Annotated in this window: 21 protein-coding genes and 1 riboswitch; of the genes, 8 read left to right on the top strand and 13 right to left on the bottom strand. The window is 52.6% G+C overall.

Features of this window, described 5'->3' with window-relative positions; all coding sequences use genetic code 11:
* Nucleotides 1-12: 12 nt before the first annotated feature.
* A complete protein-coding gene (locus tag NST99_RS14360) occupies nt 13-681 on the bottom strand; it encodes an amino acid ABC transporter permease (RefSeq protein ID WP_341092574.1) in 669 nt (222 codons plus the stop codon).
* A gap of 54 nt (nt 682-735) precedes the next feature.
* Complete coding sequence (locus NST99_RS14355) at nt 736-1,569, bottom strand: amino acid ABC transporter substrate-binding protein (RefSeq protein ID WP_341092573.1); 834 nt, start codon at nt 1,567-1,569, stop codon at nt 736-738.
* A 148-nt stretch (nt 1,570-1,717) separates the two neighbouring features.
* Nucleotides 1,718-1,821: riboswitch (TPP riboswitch) on the top strand.
* Between the two features lie 151 nt (nt 1,822-1,972).
* Here NST99_RS14355 and NST99_RS14350 point away from each other — a divergent pair.
* The 6 genes from NST99_RS14350 to thiE all read left to right on the top strand — a co-directional run bounded on the left by NST99_RS14350 (nt 1,973) and on the right by thiE (nt 6,972).
* Complete coding sequence (locus NST99_RS14350) at nt 1,973-2,737, top strand: ABC transporter ATP-binding protein (RefSeq protein ID WP_341092572.1); 765 nt, start codon at nt 1,973-1,975, stop codon at nt 2,735-2,737.
* Nucleotides 2,718-3,494 (top strand): ABC transporter permease, encoded by a 777-nt coding sequence (locus NST99_RS14345; RefSeq protein ID WP_341092571.1) that lies wholly within the window; start codon nt 2,718-2,720, stop codon nt 3,492-3,494. The genes NST99_RS14350 and NST99_RS14345 overlap by 20 nt, the downstream gene beginning before the upstream one ends.
* The gene (locus tag NST99_RS14340) at nt 3,491-4,552 is read left to right on the top strand and encodes an ABC transporter substrate-binding protein (protein WP_341092570.1); all 1,062 of its coding nucleotides are present in this window, start codon (nt 3,491-3,493) and stop codon (nt 4,550-4,552) included. The genes NST99_RS14345 and NST99_RS14340 overlap by 4 nt, the downstream gene beginning before the upstream one ends.
* A 119-nt stretch (nt 4,553-4,671) precedes the next feature.
* Entirely contained in the window at nt 4,672-5,469 is a 798-nt protein-coding gene (thiM, locus tag NST99_RS14335; protein WP_341092569.1) for a hydroxyethylthiazole kinase, read from the top strand.
* A gap of 25 nt (nt 5,470-5,494) precedes the next feature.
* Entirely contained in the window at nt 5,495-6,316 is an 822-nt protein-coding gene (gene thiD, locus NST99_RS14330) for a bifunctional hydroxymethylpyrimidine kinase/phosphomethylpyrimidine kinase (RefSeq protein ID WP_341092568.1), read from the top strand.
* Complete coding sequence (gene thiE, locus NST99_RS14325) at nt 6,313-6,972, top strand: thiamine phosphate synthase (RefSeq protein WP_341092567.1); 660 nt, start codon at nt 6,313-6,315, stop codon at nt 6,970-6,972. The genes thiD and thiE overlap by 4 nt, the downstream gene beginning before the upstream one ends.
* A gap of 71 nt (nt 6,973-7,043) precedes the next feature.
* Here thiE and NST99_RS14320 read toward each other — a convergent pair whose 3' ends face one another.
* The gene (locus NST99_RS14320) at nt 7,044-7,589 is read right to left on the bottom strand and encodes a GNAT family N-acetyltransferase (RefSeq protein ID WP_341092564.1); all 546 of its coding nucleotides are present in this window, start codon (nt 7,587-7,589) and stop codon (nt 7,044-7,046) included.
* A gap of 127 nt (nt 7,590-7,716) precedes the next feature.
* On the opposite strand from NST99_RS14320, the gene NST99_RS14315 reads away from it, so the two are divergent.
* Complete coding sequence (locus NST99_RS14315; protein WP_341092563.1) at nt 7,717-8,172, top strand: MarR family winged helix-turn-helix transcriptional regulator; 456 nt, start codon at nt 7,717-7,719, stop codon at nt 8,170-8,172.
* Between the two features lie 33 nt (nt 8,173-8,205).
* The gene (locus tag NST99_RS14310; protein ID WP_341092562.1) at nt 8,206-10,038 is read left to right on the top strand and encodes an ABC transporter ATP-binding protein; all 1,833 of its coding nucleotides are present in this window, start codon (nt 8,206-8,208) and stop codon (nt 10,036-10,038) included.
* A 180-nt stretch (nt 10,039-10,218) separates the two neighbouring features.
* Here NST99_RS14310 and NST99_RS14305 read toward each other — a convergent pair whose 3' ends face one another.
* The 10 genes from NST99_RS14305 to NST99_RS14260 all read right to left on the bottom strand — a co-directional run bounded on the left by NST99_RS14305 (nt 10,219) and on the right by NST99_RS14260 (nt 22,775).
* On the bottom strand, nt 10,219-10,914 hold the full coding sequence (locus NST99_RS14305; protein ID WP_341092560.1) for a pseudouridine synthase: 696 nt from the start codon (nt 10,912-10,914) through the stop codon (nt 10,219-10,221).
* Between the two features lie 96 nt (nt 10,915-11,010).
* The gene (locus NST99_RS14300; RefSeq protein ID WP_341097652.1) at nt 11,011-11,190 is read right to left on the bottom strand and encodes a DUF3934 domain-containing protein; all 180 of its coding nucleotides are present in this window, start codon (nt 11,188-11,190) and stop codon (nt 11,011-11,013) included.
* A 147-nt stretch (nt 11,191-11,337) separates the two neighbouring features.
* On the bottom strand, nt 11,338-12,423 hold the full coding sequence (gene asd, locus NST99_RS14295) for an aspartate-semialdehyde dehydrogenase (protein WP_341092559.1): 1,086 nt from the start codon (nt 12,421-12,423) through the stop codon (nt 11,338-11,340).
* A gap of 351 nt (nt 12,424-12,774) precedes the next feature.
* Nucleotides 12,775-13,986, bottom strand: coding sequence for a VWA domain-containing protein (locus NST99_RS14290; RefSeq protein ID WP_341092558.1), 1,212 nt, complete (start codon nt 13,984-13,986; stop codon nt 12,775-12,777).
* On the bottom strand, nt 13,987-16,329 hold the full coding sequence (locus tag NST99_RS14285; RefSeq protein ID WP_445745029.1) for a DUF5682 family protein: 2,343 nt from the start codon (nt 16,327-16,329) through the stop codon (nt 13,987-13,989).
* A complete protein-coding gene (locus NST99_RS14280; protein ID WP_076111361.1) occupies nt 16,329-17,432 on the bottom strand; it encodes an AAA family ATPase in 1,104 nt (367 codons plus the stop codon). The genes NST99_RS14285 and NST99_RS14280 overlap by 1 nt, the downstream gene beginning before the upstream one ends.
* A 23-nt stretch (nt 17,433-17,455) precedes the next feature.
* Nucleotides 17,456-19,294: a HEAT repeat domain-containing protein gene (locus NST99_RS14275; RefSeq protein ID WP_341092554.1), complete on the bottom strand. Its 1,839-nt coding sequence runs from the start codon at nt 19,292-19,294 to the stop codon at nt 17,456-17,458.
* A 51-nt stretch (nt 19,295-19,345) separates the two neighbouring features.
* Nucleotides 19,346-20,785, bottom strand: a complete 1,440-nt coding sequence (locus NST99_RS14270; RefSeq protein WP_341092553.1) for an SWIM zinc finger family protein — start codon at nt 20,783-20,785, stop codon at nt 19,346-19,348.
* Nucleotides 20,786-21,036: 251 nt separating this feature from the next.
* Complete coding sequence (locus tag NST99_RS14265; protein ID WP_341092552.1) at nt 21,037-21,639, bottom strand: response regulator transcription factor; 603 nt, start codon at nt 21,637-21,639, stop codon at nt 21,037-21,039.
* Complete coding sequence (locus NST99_RS14260; protein ID WP_341097651.1) at nt 21,639-22,775, bottom strand: sensor histidine kinase; 1,137 nt, start codon at nt 22,773-22,775, stop codon at nt 21,639-21,641. Before NST99_RS14260 ends, NST99_RS14265 begins: the two co-directional genes overlap by 1 nt.
* Nucleotides 22,776-22,842 lie beyond the last annotated feature (67 nt).

Below are 22,842 nucleotides of genomic sequence, written 5' to 3'. Positions count from 1 at the left end.
GTGATTTCCTCCTTATCTCGCCGAATAACGGTCAAACCGCTGTTCCAGGGCATTTTGCAGCGCGGACAGCACGGAGCAGAACAGCAGGTAGAATAATGCAGCCTCACTATAGAGCAGCAGCGGTTCGTAGGTGGTCGCCGTGATCTGCTGCGCTGTTTTGAACATCTCTACATACGTAATGCTTGCTGCCAGGGAGGTATCCTTTACGAGACTGATAAAAGAGTTCGACAAGGGCGGAACCGATACACGCGCCGCTTGAGGCAGAATAATCCGCCGCAGTGCCTGCCCCCGGCTCATTCCGACGGAAAAGGCAGCTTCCCATTGGCCTTTATGTATGGACAGGATGGCTGCCCGGACAATTTCCGAAGAATAGGCTCCAACACTGAGTGTAAAACCGATTACAGCGGCTATAAAAGGATCCAGCACAATCCCTGCCGCCGGAAGTCCATAAAAGATAATAAAGAGCTGCACCAGCAGCGGTGTCCCGCGGATTACCCAAACGTAGAACCGGGCGATCAGCTTCGGGATTCTCCATGAGGAGAGACGGAACAGCGCGGTAAAAACAGCTAGCAGCAATCCAAGAGCGAAGGAAACAAGCGCCAGCGGAAGGGTATAAGCCACCCCCGCTTTAAACAGGGGCAGCAGTGAATCCATGAAAATTCCAATTTTCCGGTCATCCATCGTTCAGACATCCTTTTTGGACACTCGGCTGCATCTTCGCACCAGTTCCATTTGTTATTTGGACACATCCGCCCCAAAGTAATTCTCCGATATTTTCAGATAGGTTCCATCGCTCTTCATTTCAGCCAGCGCATCGCTGACAGCATTAACCAGCTCTTCGTTTCCTTTGAGGAAAACTGCCGCACTCTGCGATCCCTCGGCCGTTTCATCCACCTGCTTGATCTTCGCATCGGGTTTTTGCTTCTTTAAGTCGAGATAGGACAAACCGTCATTTACAGTCGCATCAATCCGGCCCGAGGTCAGCAGGTCTATGGCCTGGTTGAAGCCATCCACAGCGACGATCTCCGCACCGTTCTCCCGGGCGATATCGGACAGGTTACTGGTCAGCGATTGACCTGCCTTCTTGCCTTTAAGGTCCGCGAAGGCTGTAATATCCTTGTTATCCTCGCGCACGATCAGCACACCCTTGGAGACGATATACGGCTCAGAGAAATCATATTTCACCTTGCGTTCATCCGTGATCGAAACCTCGTTGAATATCGTATCAAAACGTTTGGCATCCATGCCGGCAAACAGGCCATCCCATTGGGTCTCTACAAATTCGGGTTCCACCCCCAGCCGTTTCGTAATCTCCTTGGCAATCTCCACATCAAAACCGGTAAGCTTGCCCTCTGCATCATGAAAAGTAAACGGAGCATATGTCCCTTCCGTACCAATACGCAGCTTGCCACTCGCTTTAACAGCTTCCAGTGAGTTCTGCCCGGCCGGAGCCGCCGCTCCTTCTGTGGGCGCGGCAGTAGCCGCAGGCGCTGTATTGTTATTATTGCCGCATGCCCCTGCCGCAAGCAGGGTTAGCAGCAGCAGGATAGTCAGACTAAGCTTCTTCATCACATGATCCCCTTTCAAAATCCCTATATTTTCACTGCATGGACACTTGCTTATCTTGCCCAAAAGTACTGCCGCTTCATCAATTTTTTTACATCTTCAGTCCGGATATGGTATATTAATTAGCAATTGCAAATTCAATATTGACCTGTTATTTCACTAGGGGAGTCGGCCGACTGAGACGGAGCTTTAAGCTCCGGACCCTTGGAACCTGATCTGGATCATACCAGCGGAGGGAAGTGGAGCAGAATTGTTCAGCGGAGCCGCACTAAGCTAACTGACTGTGACGTTCAGACCCATTTATTTCCTCCGGAAATGAATGGGTCTTTCTTGTGTTTGCTGTTGCCGCCGATCAGACAAGTATCGTCAAACAAACTACGCCCGTAGGAGGTTTCCACATTCCAATATGCTCACTATAACCAACCTGGCTTATTCGTTTGCAGCGACTAGGAATCCGGTATTCTCCGGTCTTTCAATGACCGTCCGCCAAGGCGAATTCATTTCCGTTGTTGGAGCCAGCGGCTGCGGGAAAAGCACACTGTTCAAAATCATTGCCGGCCTGCTAGAGCCATCCGGGGGTGAAATAACCGTACATGGACGCTGCTCTCCTTCGACACGCCCGCGGCTTGGACAGATCGCTTATATGCCGCAGCAGGATCTGCTGCTGCCTTGGAGGACCGTGCTGGACAATTGCCTGCTTCCCTGGGAGCTGAAGCAGGACTCCAGCCGGCATGAGGCACTCGCCCGGATCCGCGGAATGCTGGACCGCTTTGGCCTTTCCGGCAAGGAAAATGCTTATCCGCAGGAGCTGTCCGGCGGGATGCGCCAGCGGGTCGCCCTGCTGCGCACACTAGCTGCAGGCAACGAACTGCTGCTGCTTGACGAGCCGTTTGGAGCGCTGGACGCGATCACCAAACGGGAGATGCACCGCTGGCTGCTGGAGCTGTGGGGCGGGCTCGATAAGTCCGTTCTGTTCATCACTCATGATCTTGAAGAAGCACTGCTGCTCAGCGACCGGATTTATTTGATGACCGGCGGCTCTGGCGGCGGACTGCAGGAGCTGATCGTCACTTTGCCAAGACCCAGACATTACAAAATGAATTATGAACCGCAGTTTGTTGCCCTGCGGGAGGATTTGGAGCGTAGATTGCATGAGAGCTCTATGGTATAAGAAACAGCTGCGGACTTATGGCCCCTTTCTACTGCTTGTGGGGCTGCTTATTGCGGCATGGGAGATCACAGCACAGCTGAACATGATCCCTTCATTTATTCTCCCGGCGCCAAGTGCAATCTGGACAGCGCTGATTGAAAAGCGGGGGCTGCTGTTCGGAGAGCATTTACCCGCCACGTTGCAGGAGACACTGACCGGGTTTGCCCTCTCGGTTGTTTGCGGAACACTGCTGGGTACCGGCATGCATATGTTCGCTCCGCTCGCCAAAGCACTTTATCCCATGCTGATTATCAGCCAGACCATTCCGCTGATCGCGCTCTCACCTATTTTTATTATGTGGTTCGGCTATACCCTGTGGGGCAAGGTTGCTGTCGTCTTTCTGACTGCCTTTTTCCCGGTTGTGGTAGCCGTCTATGACGGCCTGCGGCAAAGCGGCAGCCTGTACAGAGACCTGCTCCTGACGCTTGGGGCAAACCGCTGGCAGATTCTGCGCAAGACACAAATTCCGCTGGCGCTGCCCTCCTTTTTCTCCGGACTTAAGCTGTCCATCGTCTACTGTGTGATCGGAGCGACGATCGGGGAATGGCTGGGCGGCAGCCGGGGGCTTGGTTATTTCAGCCGCCGGATGGCCGGCAATCTGCAAAGTGCAGAAATGTTCGCCGCCGTTTTGCTGCTGTCCGCTTTGGGTGTAGCCTTGTTTCTCAGTATCGCTGTGCTCGAAAAACTCATTTTGCAGAAAAGAGGATTTTACCGATGACCCATCCTAAGCTGTATCGCAATCATTCCACACATAAGAAAATACACCGCCTTATTCCATACTTCTTCTTGTTATTGTGCCTGCTTACCCTCTTAAGCGGCTGCACCAGCGCAAAAGACCCGGATACCTCCGCCGCTTCTTCAGAGAATTCCAGCGACAAACCACACAAGCTGACTATAATGCTCGACTGGTATCCGAACGCTGTTCATTCCTTCCTGTATGCTGCTCAGCAGAATGGCTATTTTGCCGAAGAAGGGCTTGAGGTGGACATTCAAATGCCGGCGGACAGCAATGATGCTTTGAAGCTTGTCGCCGCAGGCAAAGTCGATCTGGCTCTCAGCTACCAACCACAGGTACTAATGGCGCGGGGTGAAGGAATACCTGTAAAATCTGTCGCAGCGCTCGTAAGGCATCCGCTCAATCATCTTCTGGTCCCCGCAGAGAGCGGGATAACCGGCCCGAAAGAGCTCACAGGCAAAAATGCCGGATACTCCTCCATTCCCTTGTATGAAGCGATGCTCCGGACAATGGTCAAATACGACGGAGGCGATCCAGCTTCACTGAACCTGATTGATGTTGGATTCGATCTTATTCCTGCCCTTTCTACCGGACGCGCAGACGGCATTATCGGCGGATTTATAAATCATGAGGCATTGATATTGGAAAAAGAAGGACACCCCGTCACTTCATTCGATCCGACGGACTACGGAGTACCGGACTATTATGAGCTTGTACTTGTTGCCAGTGAACAGAGCTTGTTGGATTCTGAGGAGGACTACCGGAGGTTCATGAATGCGGCACGCAAAGGACAGCAATTCGTACAGGAACAGCCTCAGCAGGCACTTGAAATATTGTTTGCACACGAAGACGCTACCGCCCCGCTCGACCAAGCAATCGAGAGAAAAAGTCTGGAAATCCTTCTGCCGCTGATGGATGCAGGAAAACTGCCTTTTGGACAGCAGGAGGAGAAATCCTGGGAGAACGTGCACACGTGGCTGTCCGAGAACGGACTGTTGACCGGAGAAATGGACAGCAAGGAAGCTTTTATTAATCTGTAGGAGCTATATTCTAAGGGCCGAAGTTTAGAGATTCATGTATGGGGACTTTTGTAGGGGACATATATCGTGGACCATTCGTTACGGGAACTAATCCAGAGGTACTTTGAGGAGGACTACTAATGAGTTATTTAGCTAAATTACGTGAAGTCAATCCGCTGGTGCACAACATCACCAACATTGTGGTGGCCAACTTTACCGCCAACGGGCTGCTGGCCCTGGGGGCTTCACCCTTCATGGCTGATGCCCATGAGGAGGTGGCGGACATCGCCGCGATGTCGGGAGCTGTCGTGCTTAACATCGGCACGCTGAACGAGCATGCCATCACCTCGATGGTGCTGGCCGGGCAAGCGGCTGGGCGCCATAAGGTACCGCTGGTGCTGGACCCGGTTGGAGCCGGTGCTACCGCCTACCGCACCGAGGTCACGCATAAGCTGGTCCAGCAGCTGCACATTACCGCCCTGCGCGGCAATGTTGCTGAGGTAGCCCATGTTGCCGGGGAAAGCTGGGCCATCAAGGGCGTTGATGCCGGTGCGGGCGATGGCGATGTCATCGCTTTGGCGAATAAAGCAGCTCGAAAGCTGGAATGTGTGGTCATCATTACCGGGAAAGATGACATAATTACCGACGGCATCAGCACCTACGTCGTCAGCAACGGTGATCCCATCCTGACCAAAGTCACCGGTACGGGCTGCTTGCTCAGCGCCGTAGTCGGAGCTTTTCTGGCGGTCAGCGGCGGGTCATGGCTGGAAGCGGCTGCCGAGGCGCTCTCCTTCTATGGTGTCGCGGCCGAGCTCGCAGCCGAACGGACAGCTCTTAAAGGCCCCGGCGCCTTCCAAATTGAATTCCTCAACCAGCTGTCCCTGGTCACACCGGACACCTACAAGGAGAGATCACGGGTACAGCTGCTCACACTATAATTCTTGCGGCAAAGGAGTGGACTACATGACAAAAGTATTCAAAGCGCTGACAATCGCCGGCTCCGACAGCGGCGGCGGCGCAGGCATCCAGGCCGATCTGAAAACATTCCAGGAGCTTGGCGTGTACGGCATGTCGGCACTTACCGCTGTGACTGCACAGAACACTCTCGGAGTACAGGGCGTATACCCGCTCGGAGCAGAAGCTGTCACTGCACAGCTTGACTCGGTCGGAAGTGATCTGCAGCCGGATGCGGTCAAGACCGGCATGCTTTTTAGCGGTGAAATCATCCGCGCCGTTGCCGGGAAGGTACACCAGTATGGCTGGGATAAGCTGGTGGTTGACCCGGTTATGATCGCCAAAGGCGGCTCACCGCTGCTGCAGCAGGAAGCCGTGCAGGCGCTGATTACCGAATTGCTGCCGCTCTCACTGGTGGCAACACCTAATATACCGGAAGCGGAAAGTTTGACCGGGATGAAGATTTCCGGCTTGGCGGACCGTGAACAGGCAGCGGTGCTCATCCATTCCATGGGCGCCCGCGTTGTTGTTCTAAAGGGCGGCCATGATGACGGAACGACAGGAGTTCTCGATCTGTTGTATGACGGAAACGAGTTTATCTATCTGGAAAGCCCGCGCATCTCCACGCGGCATACCCATGGAACGGGCTGTACCTTCTCGGCGGCAGCGGCGGCCGGATTGGCACAGGGCAACACCGTTAAGGAAGCAATCCATACCGCGAAAGCTTTTATCCAGGCGGCCATCGAAGACAGTCTTGGCATTGGTGCAGGGCATGGGCCGACAAATCATTTTGCTTATGGCAACAGAAGAATGCGGGGAAATGTGAGATGAAGAGAATCGACAGCGAAGACATGCGGAAGGTCCTAAAGTTGTACTTTATAATGGGCAGTGTCAACTGCCGGATTTCACCAGCTGACACATTGACACAGGCCATTGAAGGCGGAATTACGCTGTTTCAGTTCCGGGAAAAAGGCCACGGGGCGCTGAACGGAACAGCAGCATTCAACCTGGCCAAACAACTTCAGCAGATATGCCGCGAGCATCGTGTCCCCTTCATCGTGAACGATGATATTGAGCTGGCAATCGCGCTTGATGCCGACGGTGTCCATGTCGGACAAGAGGATGAGCCGGCCCGCTCCATCCGTCAGCGGCTCGGCGATCACAAGATTATCGGCGTCTCCGCCCATACACAGCCTGAAGCCCGGCAGGCCATCGCCGATGGTGCAGACTACCTCGGAGTTGGCCCGGTCTATCCGACCTCCTCCAAAGACGATGCCGAGGCCGTGCAAGGCACCCGGGTCATTGAAGAGCTGCGGCGCTGCGGCCTTACCATCCCGCTGGTCGGCATTGGCGGAATTACGCCGGGTAATGCCCAGCCGGTTATCGGAGCCGGAGCCGATGGAGTATCCGTCATCTCAGCCATTGCCCGGGCGGATGACATTAGCGCAGCTGCAAAAAATTTGTTGCAGATTATCCGGTATACATGACTTCAGAGCTGCCCATTATAAAAAAACGCAGAGACCGTAACAGACGGTCCTGCGTTTTTTATTGGGGATACTTATAGCTTAAACCTTCCCATAACTATCGTGTTATAGTAGTTGCCGTCAGAAAGAATCCGGTCCTTCGTGATGACCCCTTCGATTTCAAATCCGAACCTTTTATACAGCTGCACAGCTTTTTCGTTTGTTTCCAATACATACAATACGATCTTAGTGATTCCGTTCGCGTCTGCCCAAGCCAGCGACTGTTCCAAAAGATGTTTACCGATGCCAAACCCCCAATACTCCCGCGCTGTACAGATTCCGAATTCCACTTTATGCGAGAATCTTGTAAGATGATTCCCCTCACATCTCGAAAATGCCACAATTTTGCCCTCAGCTTCCGCCACTAAAAATAAGTTTCTGTCATCTTCCGTATCCCGGGCGATCAATTGTTCAAAGCCGGAAGTGTCGATAACTCCCTCACCCTGAACTCTGTCCATGTTTTCGGTTTCTCCATCAATCTGCAGCCTTAATTGCGATAAATTCGCTGCATCTGCTGGGTCGGCGGATCTGATGATGTAGCTTAAGCCTTTTACTTCAAAACCTTTTTGGTCAATATTCATGCTTTACTCCTTTATACAATGGTAGGTAAATTATAGCATTTACATCCCGCTGTTTCAGGTGTATTATTAGTTTACTTTGTAAACTGTTCACAAACGTAACTATATTCAGTGAAGGGGGTCCGCACAAATGATCGATCCGCAGCAGACGAGTGAGGTTTATCATTCCTTTTTCGCGGTGTCCCGGCAGCTCAAGAAGCTTGCACACCAAAGTGCAGCAAAGCTGGGGCTGACGGTGCATCAGATCGGCATCCTGAACTCCATTCAAGACAACCCGGGCCAAACACAGAAGGAAGTTACTGAACGGCTGGTTTTTGCCAAGAGCCGGGTAAGCACTCACATTGATGCTCTGGCAGAGAAAAATTTGGTCACCCGGGTCATTTCGGAACAGGACCGCAGAGAAACCAAACTACATATTACTCCTGCCGGAGAAGAGCTGTGCAAGCGGTACAACGAGGAGGCTTTTTCCTATAAAGTACTGGGATCGGCACTGGAGCAGTTTTCCGGGGAAGAGATTGAAACCCTCCTGCGGATGAACAGACAACTGCTCGGCAAGCTGGCGCAGGCACAGGAGCAAGAGACTTAATAACAAAATTCCATACAAAGCTGGTGATGTGTAATGTCAAGAGGTTTTGGTGCAGCAGGATTTGTTGGCGGGCCTGGGCATGGCAAGCTAAAATTTGATGATGATGAGCTGCATCCGAAGATTTCCAAGCAGCTTCTGCTGCGGATTTCCAAGTATTTTCTTCCCTACTGGAAGCAAACGCTGCTGGTTATGATCGTTTTATGTGTTTCTGCAGTTCTGGGGCTATTGCCGCCCATCCTGATCCAGCATATTATCGACCAGGCGCTGCCGGACAAAAATCTGCATCTGCTGTTGTTGCTGGTTCTGGCTTCATTAGGCGCAACCGTTGTCTCGGGACTGCTGGGAGTGCTGCAAAATTATTTGAATTCTTTTATATCACAAAATATCGTCCATGATATGAAAAACCAGATGTATAGTCATCTCCAGCGGATGCCGCTGCAATTCTATTCCAGTGTCAAACAGGGGGAAGTCATCACCCGGATGACTAGCGATATCTCGGGAATTCAAGGTGTGTTCAGCAACACGATTGTTAATTTTGCCAGTAATTTATTTATCCTTGCCACCACTGCGGTGACGCTCTTTATTATGAATTGGAAGCTGGCGCTGCTTGGAATATTTGTTATTCCTCTATTCATATTGCCTACCCGTAAAATGGGCAATTTGAGCTGGAAGCTGGCTAAAAAAACACAGGAGAAATTCTCCGAACAGAATGAAGTCATTGAGGAAACGTTAAGTATCAGCGGCTATTTGTTAATGAAGCTGTTCACCAAAGAAGAAGCGGAATATTCAAATTTTAAAACGATTAATGCAGAAGCTACACACCTGCAAATCCGCCAATCAATGGCCGGGCGCTGGTTCATGATGGTCCTCTCCACTTTTACCAGCATTGGACCGCTGCTGATCTACTTGTATGGCGGATATCTGTTCATCCAAGGTGAGCTAACAGTCGGAACGATCATCACTTTTGTCGCCTTACTCGGCAGACTGTACGGGCCGGTCTTGCAAATGACGAATTTGTATGTCGATATTAAACGCTCCGCGGCGCTTTTTGAGCGGATCTTTGATTATTTTGACATGGACCCACAGATTGTCGATTCTCCGCTTGCCCTGCACATCAACGCTTCCGGGAAGGACATCGAATTCCGTGACGTAAACTTCGCTTATCAGCAGGATAAACCGGCGCTCCGCCATATTTCCTTCACGGCTGCTGCCGGAACCCTAACCGCCCTCGTCGGGCCCAGCGGGGCCGGCAAAACAACGATCACGAACCTCATCCCGCGCCTCTACGAGCTTGATTCCGGTGCGATCACCATCGGCGGCAAGGATATCCGCGATTTCACACTGGACTCGCTTCGCTCCCAGATTGGCCTGGTGACGCAGGATACCTATCTGTTCAACGGAACGATCAAGGAAAATTTGCTGTACGCAAATCCAGAGGCCAGCGAAGCAGAGATCATGGATGCCTGCAGATCCGCTTATATTCATGATTTTATTATGGAATTGCCTGAGGGTTATGATACGGTTGTGGGTAACCGGGGCATCAAACTGTCCGGCGGTGAAAAGCAGCGAATCTCCATTGCCCGGGTGCTGCTCAAGAATCCGCCGATTATCATCATGGATGAGGCCACCTCCTCGCTCGATACGGTGTCGGAATACTATATCCAGCAGGCCATGCATGTGCTGCTCCTGAACAAGACCAGCCTCGTTATCGCTCATCGGCTGTCCACGATTATGGCTGCTGATACGATTCTGGTGGTTAAGGCCGGTGCGATCGTCGAAGAAGGCACACATGACTCGCTGCTGAAGAATGACGGGGTCTACAGGGATTTGTATAACAAGCAATTTGAACCGAAGATACTGTCGTGAGGATCCATGATACAAGTGGATACGGCTTCGCGTCCTCAAACGGACGGTAACTGTTTCAGCGAGAAATAGAAGGTTAATTTATAGCGTGAAGCGTATAAATGCTTATAAATATAAGAATCCGCACAGCCCGCTGAGAGTAGCGTTCTGATGCGGATTATTTTGGCTGCATTCAGCTGTTGCTTATCTATTCAACCGGGAAAAAAGCTCCTCCCGCTCTTCCTCGCCCAAATGTCTCCAATGTCCCCGTTCCAGTCCGATCAGACTAATATTCATAATTCGTATCCGCTCCAGTCTAAGCACTCTGTAGCCCAGCTCTTTGCACATGCGGCGAATTTGCAGGTTCAGCCCTTGGGTCAAAATGATTCCGAACTCATATTCACTAACCGCATAGGTCACGCAAGGTTTGGTCACCGTACCCAGAATCGCGACACCGGAGGACATGTCCTGCAGGAAGGTTTCACTCACCGGCTTATCCACAGTTACCCTGTATTCCTTCTCATGTCCATTCTCCGAACGCATCATCGTATTCACGATTTCTCCGTCATTGGTCATCAGGATCAGACCTTCAGAATATTTGTCCAGTCGGCCAACAGCAAAGATCCGTGAGGGATAGCCGACAAAATCTATAATATTGCCCTCCACCTGCCGCGCAGCGGTACAAGTGATCCCAACAGGCTTATTGAGTGCCAGATATACGGGTTTCTCCTTGCTGGGGGTTACGGTCTGTCCGTCAATCGCTACAACATCCCCCGGCTCTACGGTGGCACCCGGTTCACAAACCTCTCCGTTGACAGAAATCCGCCCGGCGGTGATCATCCGGTTCGTCTCTCTGCGCGAATAAAGCCCCGTTTCGCTGATATACTTATTAATTCTCATACTGCTCCCGCTTCCGTCCCGGAAATGAAAAACATCTGATTTCAGCGTACAAAATCAGATGCTTCAGTTCACATAATCTATGAGCACTACGCTCTGTTATTTGCTGCGACCGGATGGAGTTCCCCCGCTGCTCTTGGCAGATGCATTTCCTTTGCTTCCTTGGCTGCCGGGAGCTACGCCTTTCGGTTTCACCGGCTTTGCCGTTTTGTTCCAGCGCGTCCAGCCCTTACTGCCTGTTCCTCTGCCTGTGCCGCCGCCTTTGCTTTTTGCCACAATATCACTCCGTCAGTATTCAGTTTTCGCCTTGCATTTCTCTATCTTACCATTACTATAGGCAATATGTCAGGAAAATACACAAACAACCCGCCGGTACGAGTCCGGCGGGTTGTTATTCAGCGGAAGAAATTCGGTAATTCAGGCGGTTTATTTCGGCTGAATATAACCTTCAGCCTTCAGCAGCTCGGCAATCAGCACGGCTCCTCCGGCAGCGCCTCTCACAGTGTTGTGAGACAGGCCGACGAATTTATAGTCGTACAGCGAATCCTCGCGGAGTCTGCCGGCAGAAATACCCATGCCGTTCTCGATATCTCTGTCGAGCTGAGTCTGAGGACGGTTTTCCTCTTCGAAATAGGTGATGAATTGTTTGGGTGCGCTTGGCAGTTCCAGTTCCTGCGGACGTCCTTTGTAGCTATTCCAGCGTTCAAGAATTTCTTCCTTGGACGGCTTCTGCTCAAAGGAAGCAAATACTGCAGCCATATGGCCGTCAGCAACAGGCACACGGATACATTGTGAAGTGATCACTGGCTGCTCGCTCTTGACAATCCCTCCGTCAGTAACGGTTCCCCAGATCCGCAGCGGCTCCTGCTCGCTCTTCTCTTCTTCGCCGCCGATGAACGGAATCACGTTATCCACCATATCCGGCCAATCGGCAAACGTTTTGCCAGCGCCGGAAATTGCCTGATAAGTTGTTACGACAACCTTCGAAGGCTTGAACTCGTTCAGTGCATGCAGCATCCCCACGTAGCTCTGGATCGAACAGTTCGGTTTCACAGCGATGAACCCAGTTTCCGTACCCAGACGTTTGCGCTGCTGTGCAATGACCTCAAGATGCTCCGGGTTGATTTCCGGTACCACCATTGGAACATCCGGAGTCCAGCGGTGGGCGGAGTTGTTGGAGATTACCGGCGTGCCGGTACGCGCATAAGCTTCTTCCAGCGCCTTGATCTCTTCCTTCTTCATATCCACGGCGCAGAAGATCAAATCCACATCCGCAGCCACTTCCTCTACCTTGGAAGCATCCTGTACCATGATGCTCTTCACTGCTTCAGGCATAGGTGTAGACAGCTTCCATCTGCCTTTGACCGATTGTTCATACGTTTTGCCTGCTGAATTCGCACTGGCCGCAATAGCTGTCACCTGAAACCAGGGGTGATTCTCAAGGAGTGCAATAAACCGTTGACCCACCATACCAGTACCGCCGACGATACCCGCTCTTAACTTACTTGACATAAGAAATTCATTTCCTTTCAAGCAGCTCCTATTGATAGGCGCTTTTTAATAACCGATTATAAATGATATACGCAGCTTACACAATATGTGAATGAAAAGTAAGTATTTCCTTTAATAAATATAGCCCAATTCATCCAGGAATTTCACGATCTCCTGAAGAGTCCGCTGGTACGGAATTCCTCATGGCATCTACGAATTCCTCCACGGTTGCATAAGGAATATTCTCGTCCTGTGTTCCATGAAAGAAAAGACTTGGAGGCAAGAGTCGGGAAATTGAACAGTTTCGTCACCTTCCGGTACACCGATATTGACTCAGTTTCAACTAACAGTTGCCCCCAAACTGCTCTAGGATTATGAAGCTCCCAGACGTTTGGCCAGCTCGCCCAAATCCTGCCCCTTCAGTGCGCCTTCTACCAGTGCCGGCAGCAGCGCAGGTGTGCAGGCAAAACACGGGGTTCCATCCCGTGACAGCTGCGCCGCCAGACGTTCATCATAGGAAGGTTTCCCTTCGTCCGACAGAGCCAGCAGGGTCATCGTCCGGACTCCCGCCTCGCGCAGCTCGCGCATCCGCCGCACCAGCCCGGCCTGATTGCCGTTCTCATACAGATCCGAGACGATGATAAAGAGTGTCTTCTTAGGCTCTTCAATGAACTGCTCACAGTACTTCACCGATTTATGGATATCCGTGCCGCCGCCCAGCTGAATGCCGAATAGCATGTCTACGGGATCATTGGCGCATTGTTCAGTAAGATCGACAACCTCTGTATCAAAAGCTACTACACGGGTGTTAAGCGCCGGGATGCTGGCGAAGATCGAGCCAATGACCGAAGCCCAGATAATGGAGTCGGCCATGGAACCGCTCTGGTCAATGTCAACAATTACCGTCCACTCTTTGCTGCGGCGCGCCCGGTCAAAATAATAAAACCGCTCGGGGATAATGATCCGTCGTTCTGTGTCATAATGTTTCAGGTTCCGCTGTATGGTCAGCTTCCAGTCCAGCCCGCTGAGCGATGGCAGAGGAGAGTGCTGCCGCTTATTCAAAGCCCCTGTCACTGCCCGGCGGATATCCGTCTCCAGCAGCTTGACCAGTTCGTCGACCAGCGCCTGAACCAGCATTCTTGCTGTGTCTTTGGTCTTCTCCGGGATCTTGCCCTTTAGCGATAAAAGGGTACCAATCAGCTTGATATCCGGCTTCACGGCAGCCAGCAGCTCCGGCTCGAACAGCAGCTGCTTCCAGCCCTTACGCTCCATCGCATCGCTCTGAATAATCGAAACTACATCTTCCGGGAAAAAATTGCGCACATCCCCGAGCCATTTCGAGAGGTGGACTGCGCTCCGCCCCGTTCCGGCACCTTTGCCCTTGGCGGTGCCGGCATTCCCGGAGCTGCTCCCGGCACCGGTCTCATCATAGATGGCGGCAAGCGCTGCATCCATAATCAATTCCTCTTCTGTCAGCGCAAGCCGGCCGCCTTCGCCATAGCCTGACAACGCTTCTTCCGCTTCCTGACCCAGAATCAGCCGCCAGCGGGATACCGTATTCTCCTGCCTGTTCTCCGCCGTCATCTAAAAGTCACCGAAGTCAAAATCATTCAGCTCATCCAGCATTTTGGCCTCTTCCTCCTTCAGCTCCCCGGTGAGAATCTCTGCGGCCTGCTCCACATTCACACCCCACAGCTCGCCCAGCAGCTCGGAAATCATCGTCTTCTCCCGTGGAGAGAAGGTGCTGAATGCCCGGCGCAGAAAGACGAGTGCACGCTTGAATTCATCATCCGCAAGAGCATTGATATAGTTGTTCAGCTGTTCCCACAGGCTCATGCGCGACAGCAGTCCGTACCGGTTGCGCATGGAGAGCCCTTCAAACCAGCCGGCTCCAAGATCGGCGGGTATCCCCGGAGATAATCTGCGCGATACTTCCGCTGCAACTTCCTCCGCAGAAATTGCAGCCCGCTCCATCAGAATGGCGCAGGCGAAGCCGGACAGCCGCGGATTGCGGTCATCCCGCTCCGCTAATTGCTGCAGCTCCTGCAGCCATAAACCTTCATCCAACGTTTCGCCATGCTCAAGTGAAATCCCGTTCAGCTCATTGATGGCAGTCAGCATGCTGCCGGCCGCTTCGTCGTTGCAGCCGCTGGCATCCAGCAGGAACAGGCAGCCGCGCCGGAACAACTCCTCCATCAGCGGTACCAGCGGCGCGGTATCCACCTTGCGGATGTCACCAAAGCTGATAATCGTCGACAGCTCGCTGGCGGCCGCTGCGATGCCCACCACATCCCGGCTGAGGGCAGCCAGATTCTGCAGTACTCTGCTGGCCTCCTCCATCTGGGCAGTCATGCCGCACTGACAGGCAATACGGATGAGTACCGAAGCTTCGGCGATAGAGCGGCATTCCTGCAGCCGTTCACGCAGCACATAGGCTCCAGCCACTTCCACCGTCTCTCCCAGCAGGGTGGATTCTACAACCTGTATCTCCACCTCGGGCGACCACTGGATCACCCAATGCTCAGCCCATGTAGCTCCCTCCTGACCGCTTGGCCGGTTCTTGGCAAATGAAATGCCGAGCAGAGTGAGACGGTGGAACAGCACAGAACGGTGCAGGTCCAGATAGGCTGCCTCAACGCTTGACACCCTGCGGTTCTCCCTGAGATCGAGCGACAGTTCACTGGCTACCGTTGATTTGTATTTCTCCAGTTTATAACGTTTGAGCAGCCTGTTCAGATCATCCTGAATCGGAGTCTGACTGACCCCTTCGGCAAGGCTGCCAATGGCGGTGCCAACGTCTACTCTGGCCAAAGCTTCGGCTACAACCGACAGCTCACCGTGGCCGAGAAGCGTCTGTGCGGCATCGCGCAGATCCCGCAGCGTGGGTGCACTGCCGTCGTGCAGCGACGCCAGCGACTCCGCCAGCCGGACCGCTTCAATAACCTCTGCGGTTGAGCGGTGTGTGCCGGAGCTGCGCACACGGCGTGCCACCGAAGACAGGTACAGATGCGGCAGCTCCTCCGGCCGCCCGGCTGCCATGGCTTCCCACATCATTTGGAAATAATGGGGAGCCCCGTTCCCCGCGCCATAGCCGGACATCGTGGACAGCTTGTAATACGAATAAGGCATCAGCGTCAGCTTCGTACTGCGTGAAGGCAGCGCAGCCAGTTCTTCATCACTCATGCTCTCCGAAAGATCGGCTAGAGCCGAAGCATGGTAGGCACCACAGATGACAACGATCTTCTGCGGCTCATGCCCGGCGGCAATCATCTTCTTGATCTGCCGCCTCATATAAGACTCACGCAGCGCATTGTAGGCATATTCGGACGGCTGCTCCTGCAGCTCCTTCTCTTCCGCCAGTTCACGCATTTGTGCGGAGAAGGATAGGACCGCTGCACGGTATGCCCCGGCATTCGCATTATGCTCGTAATTCCGCTCCCAGTACATGTCATAATCATACTCGCCTGCCAGCCGGGCAATCCGGCTGTAGAGCGATTCTTCGTCCTGCATTTCTGCTGCAGAAGGTTCTTCGGCTTCAACAGCAGCGGGCTTAGCTTCCTGCCCGTTGCCCCGTTGCTGTCTCTTCATATCCTGCAAGCCTAGCGTTACCGAAGAAGGCAAGTCAATAAATAACGCCTCCGCTCCATTCTCCTTAGCCCACTTCATGCCCTGATATTCCGGGGAATAGACGGCAAAAGGCCAGAGAACGGTACGCACCGGCAGCTCATCGGTAAAGGCCAAAATCGCCACCGGGGGTTTCGTAACTTTATGTGTCAGATGGCGGATTTCATCGGAAGCATCGCTAGGCCCTTCGATCAGCACCGCTGTCGGCTGAAGCTGATCCAGGTATTCCAGCAGATGCTTTGCGCCGCCCGGTGACAGATGCCGCACCCCGAAAATATGCACTCCAGCTTCAGCAGCCTTAATCACTCGTTCATCTCCTTACAAGCCTGGTACAGGCCGCGCCACTCTGCTCCTTTTTTCTTCATCACATTGTCCAGGTATTCCTTCCAGACCAGCTTATCCTTGTCATCATCTTTGACAATTGCTCCCTGAAGTCCGGCGGCCAGATCATCGTCAGTCAGCTCTCCGCTACCGAAGCTTGCTGCCAGCGCCATACTGTTGGTCAGCAGAGAAATGGCTTCTGCCGTAGAGATAACCCCAGCCGGTGACTTCACCTTCTCCTTCTTGTCTAACGTCATGCCGCTGCGCAGCTCCCGGAAGATGGTAACCACCTTCAGCAGTGCCTCATCCGCCGGAACGGAAGCTTGCAGCTCATACGAAGAAGCAATTTCCGCAACCCGCTTCTTCACGATGGCCAGCTCCGTCTCAAGATCGGAAGGTGCCGGCAGCACAATAATATTGAACCGCCGTTTGAGTGCGGCGGACATTTCGTTGACTCCGCGGTCCCGCGTGTTGGCTGTGGCAATAATGGAGAAGCCCTTGCGGGCCCCCGCCTCCTTGCCCAGTTCCGGTACAGAGATCGTCTTCTCCGACAGAATGGAGATCAGTGCATCCTGCACCTCGGAAGCACAGCGGGAGATTTCCTCGAAGCGGGCGATTCCGCCGTCCTCCATGGCGCGCATGATCGGACTCTTGACCAGCGCTTCCGGAGTAGGACCGTTCGCCAGAAGCATCGCGTAATTCCAGGAATAACGCACATGCTCTTCACTGGTTCCGGCGGTCCCTTGTACAACAAGCCCAGAGTTGCCGTAGATCGCCGCCGCCAGATTCTCAGACAGCCAGGATTTGGCTGTTCCCGGCTCACCGATCAGAAGCAGCGCCCGGTCAGTGACCAGGGTGGCAACCGCCATTTCAATCAACCTTGAGTTGCCGATATATTTCGGTGTAATGATCGTTTTCCCGGCCTTGCCGCCAGTTATGAAGGTCAGCACCGCCCGGGGAGACATCTGCCAGCCGGCAGGAATCTTCCCTTTGTCCTCCTTGCGCAGCGCTTCCAGCTCCTCACGATATAATACCTCCGCAGGCAGCCGCATGTAATCCTGAAGCTGCTCTTGTCCCGTTGACATATACTCATCTCCCTCTAATGACTTTACTCTTGGCTCCGTAAATGGTTAAGCAAATACTCAAGCTGCTGTACGCATTCGTACCTGTATACCGGAACAATAGCTTCAATACGGCTGATATAGCTGACCGGGAAACGGAGCATCATTTGGAATACGTAATAATCAAAGATATAAGGATTATATAGCCGATCGTTCTCCAGCATAGACATCAGGAGCTCCTGGCGTTCCTCCTCTTGCAAATCCGCACGCTCCAGACCCATAAAGATATTCGTCATAAATTCTTGCATCCTGCGTTTCTTCTGCCCCTGGAGCTTCTCCAGGAGGTAGCTGCGGGCACGCTCATGCCCCGGCCGGGCAAAGGCGCATACCAGCTCCAGTGCGTCACGGTCAATGAACCAGTCCAGCCAGCGCGGGTCCCACTCTGCGGCAATTCTCTCCGCAGGCATCATCTCTCTTGAGTATTGGAGCCTGTCTCTGGAAGAACTCCAAGGTGTTTCGTAAGCCACCCGTTCCACATTCATAATCTGCCGCTCCAGCGTTTCCAGAATCTGCTGGTCACGCTGCACCGCCTCCTTCGAGACGATTGATTTCAACTTGTTCATCATCGTGCCGCCGAACTGGTTGTACAATTCCTCCGGGTTCAACTGCTGCTGAGCCGCACGGAAAACATTCGGCAGATAGCGCATGTTTTGTTTCGCCAGCCCCTTCAGCAGCTCCAGCGATTCCGCAGAATCCGACTTTTCTGTGTACCAGGCCGCCTGATCGATAAGCGGCAGCCAGCCAAACGAGACAAAACGGGTGTATTCTCCGATCACATAGCTGTATGCTTCATCGAGCTGCGGATTCCGCTCGCTATGGAGAGCGGTTAGATAGGGTTCTATCCCATTCCAGTATGTTTCCGACTTCTTCTTGTCCTCGTTATCCCGGGGAGCTTCACGCAGCTCCTCTATAAATCGAACCGACAGCTGGTATACAACCCCCGCAGAAGGCCACTTGGAGAGCGCCTCCGCCACCAGCGCCCGGTCCTTCTTCAGCGAAAATGCTTCCAGCAGACGTTCCCCGCCCTGCAGGGAACCGCCTGCGGCCAAAGCGGCAAACGCAGCTTCCCGGATGGTCTTCTTCTTGTCCGCCGTCCATTCCAGCAGTGCCGGGATATAGGCTTCATGCCCGGCAAGACATCCGATCGCCGCCACCCGGACATCGTCGCTGCCGCTCTCTGCGGCTGCGTAGATCTGCTCAAGCACGCCGGCTCCCCCTACTTTGCCAATCACCTGCAGCTTGCGGACCTCGCCTCTGCCGCCGGCCGGATTAAAGTGCTCCATCAAATAATCGGCGATAGCCGGGCCGTAAGACGGAAGTATCTCTGCCGCCGCAAACTCGGCAAGCTCCGCATACGGATCTTTCAAAGCGGCAATAGCCAGCGGAAGCAGGCGGATATCCTGAAATACGCCTTCCTTAAAAGCTTCGATTACGATCTCATATCTGCCGCTTCCCGTCGTGGTCAATGCCTGTCTCACAGCGGCCAGCCTGCGGTAAGGCAGCCGGGTCTCAGCCGGGAAATAAAACACCCGCAAGGGACCCGGAGTTCCGTCGGGTGCCGTAACCCCCTGGGTGTAGAGTACCGATTCCAGCAGCAGCGTCAGCTCCTGCAGCTTTGCAGCGGATACCGGTTCCGCTGTACTGCCGGGTTCTATCAGAGCCGTTATACCCTCACCCAGTCTCTTGAAGACTGGAGCACGCTCACCGAGTTGCTGAAACTGCGGAAGCAGACGCTTCAGCCGGAAATCTCCGGCTGCCAGATCACTTCCGGCGATATAAAGTCTTCTCACCTCTTGGTGAAGCTCTTGCAATAATGCTGTACTCATGGGCTGTCCCCCTATAGATATATAAATCATGTTTATGATCTCAATGATTGGTCAGTACAATAGCCGGGTTACCGCCTCATCCTTGATTATCGTCAGCGGTTGGGCAGTCAGCCGTCCTGAATCCAAATGATGCTCGAACATCACAAGTATGGCACAGTCCGTCAGTAAGGAAGCTGGCAGAAACGGCAGTAAATCCACCGTCCCCTGAAGCAACGACGGGATATCCTCCAGCACCAGTCTGCTGCCGGATTCATCCGTGATGACATACTGGCCGCTTTCGGTTACCCCAAGACTTGCTGCATGCAGAAGCATCACAGGCGATTTATCACTCAGCGGATTCTTGAGCTGATTCTTTACTTGCTTGAGCACCTCCGCGTAAGAGCGGTGAGCCTTGCTGTAGACCTGCTGCACATCAGCCTCAGTAACAGGTCTCGCTGTTATTTCTTCATATCGGACCCGGGCATTCATCTCCCCGGGGTATTTGTAGAGCAAGGGGATCCGGCCAACTTCAAAGAAGCTGTCTTCTTCCCGCATCAGTTTAGCTGCCTTATAAGGACGATAATATACCGTCCGGTGAATCTCTCCGCTGTTCGTTTCCAGCCAGTAGCCTAGATCGACATATTCCTGACGGGCAAGATCATCGTAGCTGTAGAAAGCTAATTGCAGAAGCTCGACCTCTTCCTTCACCAGCCCGTATTCCTTCAGTTCAGACAACTGCCAGGCATGTCCAAGCCATTCATCAATAGTAGATTCATGATCCAGGGCAAGCTCGGGATCCTCACTCCTCGCGGTCAGATAAGCCCGGCCTTTCTTAATAAAAGCATGAAGCCGTGTCAACTGCTCCATCGCATATGTATAACTCTCTTCACGGTCACGGCCTTCATCCAGCAGCAGCGCGAACCGGCGCAGCTCAATCTGTGCTCCTGACAAATAATAATTGCCAAGCTGCTTCACATGTTCTTTAATCGTCTTCAGCGTTTTGCTGTCAATGGTCGACAATCCGCTGCGGATAAGCGACAGGACCAGCTTCTCCAGCAGATCAAGCCCTTCAAGCTGAGCGTTGATCTTTTTCTTCAGCGCAGATTTATTAACTTTCTTAGGCTTAGCTTCCCCGCCCTCGGCAGCTTGCTTCACCTTGTTCTCTTCACGTTTCTCGGCTTTCTCGCGTTTGGCAGAGATGTCCTCGGGTACATCAGCTATTGTAAAAGGCTGACCCTCGGCATAGGCATACAGCAGGCCCAGCGCATGTTTGCAGGGGAACTGCCGGCTGGGGCAGGTGCAGCGGAACACCGGCTTATCCGGCACAATGAAGTCCGCAGAGCACTCATAAGGCGTTTTGCCACTTCCCGAGCACTGCCCGAACAGCAATTCCCCGTTCTCCGAACGGTTCAACTGCACGAAGCTTTTCTTCTTCACCAGCCCCTGGCCATTCTTCATGGCAGCGGCGTTGGGTGCAAGCGAATCTACATACGATGATGTCAGTTCAGGCAAATCAGTTTCCTCCCCAAATGAGATAACATAATAAATCGAAAGATATCAAGCAAACAATTGGATATATCCTCTATTAACCAACTAACACGGATAAGATCACATGTTTGCATTTATCTTAACAAAAATGGTTTGCTGTTCCAATGGCAATCCCTCATCCGTGGCAAAAATAGTAAAATCGTCCCACCTCTGCAGATGAAATCCCGGAAAATGAGCAAAAAAATAGGGTGACTCCGATAGTCCCCCAGTGATCCTCATTTGAACCAGCCTTTTTCCTTGAACCTAGTAATCGCTTCAATCCGGTTGCCCACATCGAGCTTGTCGAGAATAACCGAAATATAATTGCGGACCGTACCGGTCGTAATGTACAGCTGGCTGGCGATTTCCTTCGTATTTTTGCCATCGGCAATCAGCCCCAGGACTTCCTTCTCCCGTTGGGTCAGAGGATTGGCTTCGCTGCTGTAAGCTTCGTCCATAAGCTCCGGCGCATACATCCGTTTGCCAGCCATAACGCTGCGGATCGAGAGAGCCAGCTCTTCACTGGGGCTGTCTTTCAGCAAATAGGCATTTACGCCAGATTTAACGGCGCGCTCGAAATATCCGGCCCGGGCAAAGGTGGTCAGAATCATGATTTTGCAGCCGGATTGCTTCAACGCCTCTGCCGCCTCAAGTCCGGTCATTGCCGGCATTTCGATATCCATGATGCAGATATCCGGTTTGAGCTGCTGGACCAGCTTTACAGCCTCTTCACCATTAGCTGCCCGGCCCACCACTTTCATATCCTCTTCCAGGTCCAGCAATGAAGCCAGGGCGCCAAGCAGCATGCGCTGATCTTCAGCAATTACAATTTTGATCATCAGTGATTCGCCTCCCGTTCCGTCTGCTGGATGACTGTGGGCACTTTAATGACAATTGTTGTCCCTCCGTCCTTCACAATGTCCAACAAACCGTTTACAAATTCAAGCCTCTCTTGAATTCCCTGCATTCCATGGCCCTTATAAAATAAAGAAGTCCCTTCAATTCCCTTGCCGTTATCCTGTATCTTAACAACCAAATCTAGGCGCGAGGGTTCAATGAGAATTTTGCAAACCGTGGCACCGCTGTGCTTTACCACATTCGTTACAGCTTCCTTAATACACATGCTCAGCACATTTTCCGTAATTAGCGAAGTATTCTTCAGCTTGGGACTGCCTTCCAGCTCGAACTCGATTTCCGCAGCCTGCAGGAGCTGCCGGATCCGCACCAGCTCGTCTTCTAGCCGGATGCCCCTCATCTGTGTAATCATCTCACGGACTTCTTTGAGCGCTGTTCGCGCTGTCTGGCGGACATCGTTAATTTCGACGATAGCCTGCGCCGGATTTTTATTGATCAGCTTGCCGGCCAGATCACTTTTGAGTCCGATGAGCGACAGCTTTTGTCCCAGTGTATCATGCAGATCACGGGAGATCCGCTGGCGTTCCTCCATGATGACGAGTTCAGAGATCCGTTTATGGGCATCCTCCAGCTGGACCTCCAGCTTATCCTGATTGTTGCGGTTATACGTTGTAGCAGGCAGCAGGACCACTGCAATCATACTGACAAGCACAAAGGGGAGCTGGGAGAGGAATACCGGATTGCGTGTAATCAGTTCATAGTTGATGGCGATAATCGTGGTCAGCAGATGAATTGAATACAGCGTAAAGAATCCGACCCGCTTCTGGATATTCCCGATAAAAAAAGCCAGAAACAACGCAAAATACATATACCCGAACAGCAAGGTCATCGTTATAGAAACAATAATCTGTACACTTGTCCAGAAGTAGACCACCCAGCCCGTTGATTTGAAGGCCAGGACATAACAGGCAAAAAATACAATGATCATGAGAATTCCGTATACCCACCGGTCCACGGAGGACGAGCGAAAGATAAAATAGAAGGGAAGAATGTAAAAAATGACCCATACATAAGGGCTCAGACCTGTACTTTTATGGAATATATGGTGCCACTTCTGCATGTTAGCCATCCTTTTTGCCAGCAATATTGTACCTCCATTTTAGCATAAACTTTGCAGTAACCGGCAA

Origin of the sequence: Paenibacillus sp. FSL L8-0470 (assembly GCF_038008625.1) — a bacterium.
In the GTDB taxonomy this organism is placed as follows: domain Bacteria; phylum Bacillota; class Bacilli; order Paenibacillales; family Paenibacillaceae; genus Paenibacillus_AQ.
Note: the sequence above shows the minus strand (reverse complement) of the source record. Positions and strands in the feature narration are given on the sequence as shown.